Origin of the sequence: Amycolatopsis sp. La24, assembly GCF_029087445.1 — a bacterium.
Classification (GTDB): Bacteria; Actinomycetota; Actinomycetes; order Mycobacteriales; family Pseudonocardiaceae; genus Amycolatopsis; species Amycolatopsis nivea.
Map to the genome: position 1 here is coordinate 608,717 of NZ_JARACH010000001.1, position 10,155 is coordinate 618,871.

Genomic DNA, 10,155 nt, shown 5'->3' on the forward strand with positions numbered 1-10,155 from the left:
ATCGACGTGGTGCGAACCGATGTGCCGGCGAGGATGGACCGGCTTCCTTGGTCGTCGTGGCATTGGCTGATGCTCGTCGGGCTGGGCACGGTGTGGATCCTCGACGGGCTCGAGGTGACCATCGTCAGCGCGCTGTCCGACCGGCTGACCGAACCCGGCAGCGGGCTCGTGCTGTCCGAGACCCAGGTCGGGCTCGCGACCTCGTGCTACGTCACCGGCGCGGTCTGCGGTTCGCTGGTTTTCGGGTATCTCACCGACCGCTGGGGCCGGAAGCGCCTGTTCCTGCTGACCCTCGGCCTCTACCTCCTCGCCACCGTCCTGACCGCGTTTTCCTTCGCGCCATGGTGGTTCTTCCTCATGCGGTTCCTGACCGGCGCGGGCATCGGCGGCGAGTACGCGGCGATCAACTCCGCGATCGACGAACTCGTGCCCGCCCGCTGGCGCGCCACGGTGAGCCTCGCGGTCAACGGCTCGTACTGGTTCGGCGCGGCGGGCGGTGCGGCGCTCAGCCTGGTTCTGCTCGACGTCGGCCTGATCCCGGCGTGGCTCGGCTGGCGGCTGGCGTTCGGGCTGGGTGCGGTGCTCGGCCTGTTCATCCTGATTGTCCGCCGCACCGTGCCGGAAAGTCCGCGCTGGCTGTTCACGCACGGCCGTGCCGAGGAGGCCGACCACGTTGTCACCGGCATTGAAGACCGCGTCCAGAAAGCGACCAGCGAACGGCTCGAACCGGTCGACGAAACCATCGAGGTCGAGGAGCGCACGCGCACCAGCCTGACCGAAGTCGTGGTGACGCTCGTGCGGAGCTACCCGAGACGGACGTTGCTCGGCCTCGCCCTCTTCGTCGGGCAGGCGTTCCTGTACAACGCCGTCTACTTCACCCAAGGCCTGGTGCTGAACCGGTTCTTCGACGTTTCCAGCGGATCCGTCGGGCTCTACCTGGTGCCGCTCGCGGCGGGCAGTTTCGTCGGCCCGCTGGTGCTCGCCCGGTTCTTCGACTCGATCGGCCGCCGTCCGATGATCGTCACCAGCTACCTCGGCTCCGGCGTGCTGCTGGTCGGGACCGGGCTGCTGTTCCAAGCCGGAGTGCTCTCCGCGGTCACCCTGACGATCGCCTGGTGCGCGGTGTTCTTCCTGGCTTCGGCCGGAGCCAGCTCCGCGTACCTCACGGTGTCGGAGATCTTCCCGCTCGAGGTGCGCGCGTTGGCGATCGCCATCTTCTACTCCGTCGGCACCGGCCTCGGCGGGATCATCGGGCCGGTGTTGTTCGGCAGCCTGGTCGAAACCGGCGTCGTGGGGAACGTCGCTTTCGGCTACTACCTGGGCGCGGGCATGATGATCGCGGGCGGCCTTGCCGAGGCGGCGCTGGGGATCCGGGCTGAACGGCGCTCGCTCGAATCGGTCGCCCAACCCTTGTCGGCCAAGGCGGCGACGGGATGAACGCCCCGGCGCGCAAGATCGCGGGCGCGAACCGCCGTCGACGCCGGGACGCCGCCGACGCGGTGCCGTGGTCGCTCCGGGTCGCGGCGGCCGCCAGCTGGCGGTTCCTGGTCGTCCTGACCATGCTCGGGGTCATCGCGTGGACGCTCGGCTACCTCGCGCAGGTCACCGTCCCGATCGGGATCGCCCTGCTCCTGTCGGCATTGTTCGCGCCGCTGGTGGAACGGCTGGTCCGCTGGCACGTGCCACGCGCGCTGGCGACGCTCGTCGCGATCGTCGTCGGGCTCGCCGTCCTCGGCGGGGTTCTCGCGCTGGTGATCACCACGGTCACCGCGAGCCTTCCGCAGCTGGGCGACCAGGTCGGAGCCAGTCTGGCGCGCATCAACAACTGGCTCCAGCACGGGCCGCTGCACCTGCCGCAGGTGCAGCAACTGCTCGACAAGGCGGTCAGCGCGATCCAGGGCAACACCGCCGAACTCACCGGCCGGGTGCTCTCCACCGCGGCGACCGTCGGCGGCGTGCTGACCGAGATGCTGCTGACCCTGTTCGTGCTCGTTTTCTTCCTGTACAGCGGCAATCAGGTGTGGCACTTCCTGCTGCGGATCGTGCCGGTCTCCCTTCGCGACGAAATCGACGTCGCCGGCCGCCGCGGGTTCGCCTCGCTGGTCAGCTACGTGCGCGCGACCGTCGCGGTGGCCTGCGTGGACGCGGTCTGCATCGGCGTCGGCATTTGGCTGGTCGGGGTCCCGCTCGCGGTGCCGCTGGCGGCGCTGATCTTCATCGGCGCGTTCGTGCCGATCATCGGGGCGGTGGTGACCGGCGCGGTCGCCGTGCTGATCGCCCTGGTCGCCAACGGATTCGTCGCGGCGGGCATCGTGCTCGCGATCGTCGTCGCGGTGATGCAGCTCGAAAGCCATGTCCTGCAGCCCTTCCTGCTCGGCCGCGCGGTCCGGCTGCACCCGCTGGCGGTGGTGCTGGGCATCGCGCTCGGCCTCGAGGTCGCCGGGATCGTCGGGGCCCTGCTCGCGGTGCCGATCCTCGCCGTCGCCAAGGCCGCGTTCGGGTCCCTGCTGCGCGACCCGCATCTGGACCCGGTCGGCATCGACCCGCTGCAGCCGGCCAACGCGCGCACGACCGGACGATCAAGGGTTTCGGCCGTGCGGAGGCGGGTAACCGCACGTCGGAGGGACTCTGATGACGAGCTTGATCACTGACAGCGCAGACGGCACGGCACCGCGGCGAGGACCTCTCGAACGCGGGTTTCCGCTACCCCGGTCCGCACCGCCGACGGTTTCCTCGACGCTGCACCGGCTTTCCTCGATGGCGTCCTTGCGGGCATGGGAACAACGCTCGACGCCCGCACTGATGCACCAGGCGATCCTGGACGGCGTGAACGCTCGCCACGCCGCCGAAGCAGCGCACCTGAGCGTCGAGGAAGCACACGTGCGGTGGGGCGATTGGGCGGCGAAACAGCTGGCCCCGCAGCGTCCCGGGGTCGCGGCAGAGCTGCCGGTGCAGCAATTCCTCAACGTGCACGCGGCTTTCGCGGCGGCACTCGCCGGAGAAGACGCGCGTTAACCGCGCAGGTCCGCCTCCAGCGCCGCCGCGGTCGCACGCAGCGACGCGACCAGCGTCGGCAGCTGGTCTTTCCGGTACCGCACGCTCGGCATCGACACCGACAGCCCGGCGACGACCACCCCGTCCGCTCCGTGCACCGGCACGCCGACCGCGACCACTCCCCGTTCCGACCGGCCCTGGTTCAGCGCGAAGCCGCTGCGCCGCACACGCGCCAGGTCAGCCCGCAATTCCGCCGGGTCCGGCCGCTCGCCAGGCTTGTCGACCGCGTACAGCTCCTCCACCTGGTCCGGCGGCAGCTCGGCGAGCAGCAGCAGACCGGCCGTCGTCTGATGTACCGGGAAAACCATCCCTTCGCGTGAACCTACCCGCAGTGCCTGCGAGCATTCGACGCTCGCGATGAACCGGGCCGTGTCCCCGGTCCGGACGGTCAGGTTCACCGACTCGTCCAGCAGGTCCACCAGCCGCCGCAGGTGCGGAAGCGCCGCCGCGCGCAGCTTCGACGCGGCCGACTGCGAGTGCGCGGCCAGCTCCAGGACCGGGCCGACCCGATAGGCGCGGTTGGCGTCCTGAACGGCGAAATCGCGGTAGACGAGCATCGCGAGCAGCCGGTGCGCGGTCGAGGGCGCCACGCCGATCCGCTCGGCCACCTCGGAGACCGTCAACGGGCCTTCGAGCTGCAGCATCGCCGCGATCCGCAGGGCGTTGTCGACGCTCGCCACCGCGTACGGCGGCGGGGCCTTGAACCGTTTGTCCATCGAGGCTGCCTTTCCGCACACCAGAATCCCGTTTTCCGCAGACCGGGACGCGCCCACCATAACCCCATGACCAGCACTCCAGCGCGAACTCCCGTTCAGCTCGCCGCGGTCGACGCACCGGACCAGCCCGCGGTCACGCCCGCGCTGCGGGACCTCTACCGCGGCTTCGAGCAGGAGCTGCTCGTTCCGTTGTGGACGGAGATCGGCGACCTGATGCCCGCGCACCCGCGCTCGCGGGCGGTGCCGCACCGGTGGCAGTGGGCGAACCTGCTCCGGCTCGCCGAGCAGGCGGGCGAGATCGTGCCGGTCGGGCGCGGCGGCGAACGGCGCGCGATCGCGCTCGCCAACCCCGGGCTCGGCGGCCGTCCGTTCGCGACTCCGACACTGTGGGCGGCGATCCAGTACCTGATGCCCGGCGAGGACGCGCCCGAGCACCGGCACACGCAGAACGCGTTCCGGTTCGTCGTCGAGGGCTCGGGCGTGTGGACCGTCGTCGGCGGCGACGCGGTTCCGATGCGCCGCGGCGATTTCCTCCCGCAGGCGGGCTGGAACTGGCACGCGCACCACAACGCCACCCGCGAGCCGATGGCCTGGCTCGACGGCCTCGACATCCCGTTCCAGTACGGCATCGACGCGCAGTTCTTCGAGTTCGGCCGCGAAGCGATCAGCGACGACGAGCGGATCACCCCCGAACGGTCCCGTTCCGAACGGCTGTGGGCGCACCCGGGCCTGCGGCCGCTGTCCGTCGGCTCTGTCGCACCGGGTTCGCCGTTGCTGGCGTACAAGTGGGAGCACACCGACGCCGCCCTGCGGGACCAGCTCCAGCTGGAGAAAGAGGGCTACGGCGGAACGGTCGAGCCGGGTCACGCGGCGGTGCGGTTTTCCAATCCGCACAACGGTTCCGACGTCCTGCCGACCGTCCGCGCCGAGTTCCACCGCGTGGCCCGGGGCACCGAGACCGCGCCCGTGCGCGAGACCGGCTCGTCGGTCTGCCAGGTGTTCGACGGCTCCGGCACGGTGACCGTCGGCGACACCACCTGGGCGGTTTCGCCCGGGGACCTGTTCGTCGTCCCGTCGTGGCAGCCGTTCTCCGTGAAGTCGGAGGCCGGTGCCACCGATTCCGACTCCGGTGCCCTTGATCTGTTCCGTTTCTCGGACGCGCCCGTCTTCGAGGCGCTCCACCTCGACCGTCAGGAGACCCTCCGATGAAGCTCGCCACCCTCCGCGTCGACGGCGGCACACGCGCCGTCCGCCTCGACGGAGACGTCCTGGTCGACCTCGGCTCCCCCGATCTCGGCACGCTTTTCGCCCAGGACGGCTGGGAAACGCACGCCGCCCAGGCGACCGGCCGGACCTGGCCCGCCGAGGGCGCGGACCTCGCCCCGGTCGTGCCGCGTCCGTCCAAAGTGGTCTGCGTCGGGCACAACTACACCAACCACATCAAGGAAATGGGCCGTGAGCTGCCCGCGTACCCGACGCTGTTCCCGAAGTTCGCCGACACCCTGACCGGCCCGGCCGACCCGATCGTCAAGCCGCCCGAGACCGACGCGCTCGACTGGGAGGTCGAACTCGTCGTCGTGGTCGGCAAGACCGTGCGGCGCGCGAGCGAGGACGAGGCCGCGGCGGCGATCGCCGGGTTCACCGTCATGAACGACGTCTCGGTCCGCGACTGGCAGTTCCGCACCATCGAGTGGACGCAGGGCAAGATCTGGCAGTCCTCGACCCCGGTCGGCCCGTACGTCGTCACGCCGGACGAGGTCGGCGGCGTCCGGCCCGCGCTCGAGGTGAAGACCACTGTGGACGGTCGCGTCATGCAGCAGGACGACACCGGCACGCTGCTGTTCGACCCGGTGCACCTGGTGCAGTACATCTCGACGATCGTCCAGCTCAACCCGGGCGATCTGATCGCGACCGGCACGCCCGCCGGGGTCGGCCACGCCCGCGATCCGAAGGTCTACCTGACCGGCGGCGAAACCGTCGTCACCGAGGTCGCCGGGATCGGCGCGTGCGTGAACCAGATCGTGAAGGAATCCTGATGGCACCCGGCGACGCGCGGAACTGGGTCTCGTTCGGGACCGAGCTTTTCCTCACCCACGCGAAAAACCTACCCGGACCGAGTGCGCTGCCCGGCTGGACCCGCAAGCACCTCGCCGCGCACGTCGCGGCCAACGCGGAAGCCCTCGGCAACCTCGTGCACTGGGCGCGGACCGGCGAGCGCACCCCGATGTACGCCTCGCCGGACCAGCGGAACGCCGATATCGAAGCGGGCTCGCAGCGGTCCGAAGCCCAGCTCACGTCGTGGCTGCGGGATTCGGCGCGCTCGCTGGAATCCGCGATGGCCGCGTTGACTCCGGAGCAGTGGCAGGCCGAGGTGGTCACCGCGCAGGGCCGGACGGTTCCCGCCACCGAGATCCCGTGGCTGCGGGCCCGCGAGGTGTGCGTGCACGCGGTCGACCTCGGCACCGGACTGGCGTTCGCCGACCTGCCGGAGGCGTTCCTGTCCGCGCTCGTCGCCGAAATCCAGGCCAAACGCGGTCTCGACGCGCTGCCGGACGGTCCGCTGCCCGACGTAGCGGCGTACCTGGCCGGGCGGCCGCATTCGCTGACCGGGGTCCCCGACCTCGGCCCCTGGTTGTGAGGAGATCCCATGGACACCCCTGACGTGCTCGTCGTCGGCGGCGGGATCGGCGGGCTGAGCACCGCGTTCGCGCTGTCCCGGCTGGGCCTGCGGGTCCGGGTGCTGGAGCAGGCGAAGGAATTCGGCGAGGTCGGAGCCGGCATCCAGCTCGCGCCCAACTGCACCCGGATCCTCGACGCCTACGGCCTGCTCGACACCGCGAAGGCGCGCGGCGTCGTCCCGGACCGGATGGCCATGCGCGACGCCGTCGACGGCCGCGACCTGACCGCGCTCGACCTGCGTGACCTCGAACGCCGCTACGGCTTCCCGTACCTGGTCATCCACCGCAGCGACCTGCACCGGCTGTTCCTCGACGCCTGCCGCGACGCGGGCGTCGAACTCCTCACCGAGCAACGGATCGTCTCGTACACGCCGGACCCCGCGACCGCGGTGACCGACGACGGCACCGTGCACACCGCGCCGGTCGCGATCGCCGCTGACGGCCTGCACTCCGTCGCCCGGAAGCACTTCGCGGACGACCAGCCGGTCTCGTCAGCGTACGTCGCTTATCGCGGCACCGTGCCGATCGCCGAGGTCGGCCGTCCGGTCGATCTGTCCGAGGTCGTGGTGTACGTCGGGCCGCGATGCCACTTTGTCCACTATGGACTCCGCGGCGGCGATTTGCTCAATCAGGTAGCCGTTTTCGAGTCTCCGAAGGCGGTGGCGGGCCTCGACGACTGGGGCACGCCCGACGAGCTGGACGCCGCCTTCGCCGCCACCTGCGACGAGGTGCAGGCCGGGATCCCGCGGATGTGGCGGGACAAATGGTGGCGGATGTACGACCGCAACCCGATCTCCACCTGGGTCGACGGCCGCCTCGCCCTGCTCGGCGACGCCGCGCACCCGCCCCTGCAGTACCTGGCCCAAGGCGCGATCATGGCCATCGAGGACGGCTGGGTCCTGGCCGAGCACATGAAGCGGCTGGGAGATTGGGACAGTGCACTAGCCGCGTACGAGGCGGTCCGGACGGAACATTGCCGCCGGGTCGTGCTGACCGCCCGGGCCTGGGGAAACCTGTGGCATCTGGACGGTGTCGCGCGGGAGCGGCGCAACACTTTGCTGCGGGCCCGCGCGGCGGACGATTACGCGTTCACTGACTGGCTCTACGGGCCGACAGCCCTGTTCCCCGAGGACGAACCAGCGATGTTCGAGCCGGTCCCACTGTCCAGCGCGGACAAACTGACGGCCACCCGATGACCACGACCGGCGGTGAACAACCCGTTCACCGCCGGTTTTTCGTTCAGACCAGCTTCTCCGCCAGCCGTCGGCACCCCTCCACCAGCGCGACCGCGTGCTCGTCCCGCTGGGCTTTCGTCATCCGCCCGGTCGGCGCCGCGACGCTCAATCCGCCCAGCAGCGGACCGTCCGGACGGGCCACCGCGCAGCCGATCGAGCTGACGCCGTCCTCGCTCTCGCCGGCGTTGAGCGCGTAGCCGCGCCGCCGGATCCGTTCGATCTCGGCCAGCAGCGCGCTGCGGCTCGTCATGGTCTTCGTGGTGACCTGGCCCAGGACGTCGTCCGGGTAGCGCTGGGCGATCTGGTCGTCGGGCAGGTGCGCGAGCATCGCCTTGCCCAGGCTCGTCGCGTGCGCCGGAAGCGTGCGGCCGACGCGGCCGGACACCCGCAGCGCCCGGTCGCTCTCGATCACGTCGAGGAAGCGGACCTGGTTGCCCTCCAGGGAACCGAGGTGCACGGTCTCGCCGGTGGTTTCGGACAGCCACTGCAGCACCGGCCGCGCGACCGCCCGCAGGTCCATCTGGTTCACCACCGACAGCCCGATTTCGACCAGGGCCGGACCGGCGCGGTAGACGCGGCTGGCCGGGTCCTGGTCGACGAACCCGTGGTGGACGAGCATCGCCATCAGCCGGTGCGCGGTCGACTGCCCGACCCCCAGCGCGTCCCTCGCGTCGGACAGCCGCAGCTCCCGCGTGGCGCTGAACATCCGCAGCAGCCGCAGCGCGCGGTCGACGGATTCGATCGGGTACTGGGGCGCGGGCCGCGCGGGACCGGCTTCGGCAGCGGATGTCTGCATAGCAGACATGGTATCTGGACCAGGGAGTTTGCGGGTGCTTCCGGAGAGAAAACTTGGCACGATTTCTGGATAACAGAATCAGAGTCCGCAGGCTAGACTTCGGGCCGGGTCGCGGGGTTAGCATGAGCCGACGGCACGCGGGGCTCCAGGTCCCCGCGGGACTCAGGAAGCGCAGGAGCGACGATGCTCGAAGCACATTCCGGCCCGGAAATCCCGACCCGGGTCGCCGAACTTCTCGACCGCGAGTGGCGCCTGCTCATCGACGGCAAACTCGTCCCGGCGCGGTCCGGTGCCACCTTCTCCCGGGTGTCCCCGTACACGGGCACGGTGATCGCCGAGGTCCCCGACGCGGGACCCGACGACGTCGAGGAAGCAGTGCGCGCGGCGGCCGACGCGAGGGCGGTCTGGCGGGACACCCTGCCGGTCGAGCGGGCGAAGCTGGTCGCGGAACTGGCCGACGCGATCGAACGCCACGGCGAGGAACTGGCCCTGCTCGACACCGTGGACGCCGGCTCGCCGATCTCGAACTCGCGCGTCGACGTCGGCGTGACGGTGGCGCAGCTGCGCATGTTCGCCGGGCAGGCGCTGGAGCTGAAGGGCACGACGGTGCCCGCCAGCACGGCACTGCACGTGACCACGCGCGAACCGGTCGGCGTGGTCGCGCGGATCGTGCCCTACAACCATCCGCTGATGTTCGCGGGCAAGATCGCCGCGCCGCTGGTCGCGGGCAATCCGACGATCCTCAAGCCGCCGGAGGCCGCGCCGCTGTCCGCGCTGCGGCTGGCCGAGCTGGCGAAGGACATCTTCCCGCCCGGCGTGCTCTCGGTGCTCGTCGGCGACGGGCCGGCGGTACCGGACGCGCTGGTGCGGCACCGGCACGTGCGGCGGATCGGGTTCATCGGGTCCGAACCGACCGGACGCGCCATCCAGCGCGCGGCGGCGGAGAGCGGCGTCAAGGACGTCAGTCTCGAACTCGGCGGCAAGAACGCCATGGTGGTGTTCCCCGACGCGGACCTCGAAGCGGCGGCCGCCGGAGCCGTGTTCGGCATGAACTTCACCTGGTCCGGGCAGTCCTGCGGGTCGAACTCGCGGCTGCTGGTCCACCAGGACGTCCACGACGCGCTCGTCGCCCGCGTGGTCGAGCTGATCGAAGCGCGCCGCATCGGCGATCCGTTCGACGAGCGCACCGAACAGGGCACGATGATCAACCGGGCGCAGTACGAGAAGTCGTTGTCCTACATCGACATCGCGGTGTCCGAAGGCGCGAAGGTCGCCACCGGCGGCGGTCGCCCGGCAGGCGTCGACCAGGGCTTGTTCGTCGCTCCGACGGTGTTCACCGGCGTGCGCCCGGACATGCGGATCGCCCGCGAGGAGGTGTTCGGGCCGCTGCTGTCGGTCATCCCGTTCGCCGACGAGGCCGAAGCGGTCCGCATCGCCAACAGCGTCGACTACGGGCTGACCGCGAGCGTCTGGACCTCCGACGTCACCCGGGCGCACCGAGTCGCCCGCGCGTTCGAGGCCGGGTTCGTCTGGATCAACGGCTCGTCCCGGCATTTCCCCAACGTGCCGTTCGGCGGCGTCAAGGGATCCGGCGTCGGCCGCGAAGAAAGCCTCGAAGAACTCCTCAGTTACACGGAAACCAAGTCCATCAACGTCATGTTCTGACCATCGAAGGC

Annotated in this window: 10 protein-coding genes; 8 read left to right on the forward strand and 2 right to left on the reverse strand. The window is 70.5% G+C overall.

Annotation, left to right across the window (positions count from 1 at the left end):
- Nucleotides 1–6 precede the first annotated feature (6 nt).
- Genes PUT80_RS02840 through PUT80_RS02850 form a run of 3 tightly spaced genes read left to right on the forward strand, consistent with a single transcriptional unit; the run spans nt 7 to nt 3,015 of the window.
- On the forward strand, nt 7–1,437 hold the full coding sequence (locus PUT80_RS02840; RefSeq protein WP_275290993.1) for an MFS transporter: 1,431 nt from the start codon (nt 7–9) through the stop codon (nt 1,435–1,437).
- Complete coding sequence (locus tag PUT80_RS02845) at nt 1,434–2,651, forward strand: AI-2E family transporter (RefSeq protein ID WP_134662828.1); 1,218 nt, start codon at nt 1,434–1,436, stop codon at nt 2,649–2,651. The genes PUT80_RS02840 and PUT80_RS02845 overlap by 4 nt, the downstream gene beginning before the upstream one ends.
- Nucleotides 2,632–3,015, forward strand: coding sequence for a hypothetical protein (locus PUT80_RS02850; protein ID WP_037806296.1), 384 nt, complete (start codon nt 2,632–2,634; stop codon nt 3,013–3,015). Before PUT80_RS02845 ends, PUT80_RS02850 begins: the two co-directional genes overlap by 20 nt.
- On the opposite strand, the gene PUT80_RS02855 is transcribed toward PUT80_RS02850, so the two are convergent.
- Nucleotides 3,012–3,770: an IclR family transcriptional regulator gene (locus PUT80_RS02855; protein ID WP_043838609.1), complete on the reverse strand. Its 759-nt coding sequence runs from the start codon at nt 3,768–3,770 to the stop codon at nt 3,012–3,014. The two genes, PUT80_RS02850 and PUT80_RS02855, sit on opposite strands and share 4 nt — an antisense overlap.
- A gap of 66 nt (nt 3,771–3,836) precedes the next feature.
- On the opposite strand from PUT80_RS02855, the gene PUT80_RS02860 reads away from it, so the two are divergent.
- Genes PUT80_RS02860 through PUT80_RS02875 form a run of 4 tightly spaced genes read left to right on the forward strand, consistent with a single transcriptional unit; the run spans nt 3,837 to nt 7,644 of the window.
- Nucleotides 3,837–4,979 (forward strand): cupin domain-containing protein, encoded by a 1,143-nt coding sequence (locus PUT80_RS02860; protein ID WP_275290994.1) that lies wholly within the window; start codon nt 3,837–3,839, stop codon nt 4,977–4,979.
- Nucleotides 4,976–5,806 carry a fumarylacetoacetate hydrolase family protein gene (locus tag PUT80_RS02865; protein ID WP_275290995.1) on the forward strand — a complete coding sequence of 277 codons (831 nt, stop codon included), beginning with the start codon at nt 4,976–4,978 and terminating at the stop codon, nt 5,804–5,806. The genes PUT80_RS02860 and PUT80_RS02865 overlap by 4 nt, the downstream gene beginning before the upstream one ends.
- The gene (locus PUT80_RS02870) at nt 5,806–6,408 is read left to right on the forward strand and encodes a maleylpyruvate isomerase family mycothiol-dependent enzyme (protein ID WP_275290996.1); all 603 of its coding nucleotides are present in this window, start codon (nt 5,806–5,808) and stop codon (nt 6,406–6,408) included. The genes PUT80_RS02865 and PUT80_RS02870 overlap by 1 nt, the downstream gene beginning before the upstream one ends.
- A 9-nt stretch (nt 6,409–6,417) precedes the next feature.
- Entirely contained in the window at nt 6,418–7,644 is a 1,227-nt protein-coding gene (locus PUT80_RS02875) for an FAD-dependent oxidoreductase (RefSeq protein WP_275290997.1), read from the forward strand.
- A 43-nt stretch (nt 7,645–7,687) separates the two neighbouring features.
- Here PUT80_RS02875 and PUT80_RS02880 read toward each other — a convergent pair whose 3' ends face one another.
- Nucleotides 7,688–8,479 carry an IclR family transcriptional regulator gene (locus PUT80_RS02880; protein WP_063697846.1) on the reverse strand — a complete coding sequence of 264 codons (792 nt, stop codon included), beginning with the start codon at nt 8,477–8,479 and terminating at the stop codon, nt 7,688–7,690.
- A gap of 183 nt (nt 8,480–8,662) precedes the next feature.
- On the opposite strand from PUT80_RS02880, the gene PUT80_RS02885 reads away from it, so the two are divergent.
- Nucleotides 8,663–10,144, forward strand: coding sequence for an aldehyde dehydrogenase family protein (locus PUT80_RS02885; protein ID WP_037806304.1), 1,482 nt, complete (start codon nt 8,663–8,665; stop codon nt 10,142–10,144).
- Nucleotides 10,145–10,155: the final 11 nt, after the last annotated feature.

What these genes read in the sequence shown, in the direction of transcription:
- PUT80_RS02845 (WP_134662828.1), top strand. Translation starts at nt 1,434, where the DNA reads ATGAACGCCCCGGCGCGCAAGATCGCGGGCGCGAACCGCCGTCGACGC.
- PUT80_RS02850 (WP_037806296.1), top strand. Translation starts at nt 2,632, where the DNA reads ATGACGAGCTTGATCACTGACAGCGCAGACGGCACGGCACCGCGGCGA.
- PUT80_RS02855 (WP_043838609.1), bottom strand. Translation starts at nt 3,770, where the DNA reads ATGGACAAACGGTTCAAGGCCCCGCCGCCGTACGCGGTGGCGAGCGTC.
- PUT80_RS02860 (WP_275290994.1), top strand. Translation starts at nt 3,837, where the DNA reads ATGACCAGCACTCCAGCGCGAACTCCCGTTCAGCTCGCCGCGGTCGAC.
- PUT80_RS02865 (WP_275290995.1), top strand. Translation starts at nt 4,976, where the DNA reads ATGAAGCTCGCCACCCTCCGCGTCGACGGCGGCACACGCGCCGTCCGC.
- PUT80_RS02870 (WP_275290996.1), top strand. Translation starts at nt 5,806, where the DNA reads ATGGCACCCGGCGACGCGCGGAACTGGGTCTCGTTCGGGACCGAGCTT.
- PUT80_RS02875 (WP_275290997.1), top strand. Translation starts at nt 6,418, where the DNA reads ATGGACACCCCTGACGTGCTCGTCGTCGGCGGCGGGATCGGCGGGCTG.
- PUT80_RS02880 (WP_063697846.1), bottom strand. Translation starts at nt 8,479, where the DNA reads ATGCAGACATCCGCTGCCGAAGCCGGTCCCGCGCGGCCCGCGCCCCAG.
- PUT80_RS02885 (WP_037806304.1), top strand. Translation starts at nt 8,663, where the DNA reads ATGCTCGAAGCACATTCCGGCCCGGAAATCCCGACCCGGGTCGCCGAA.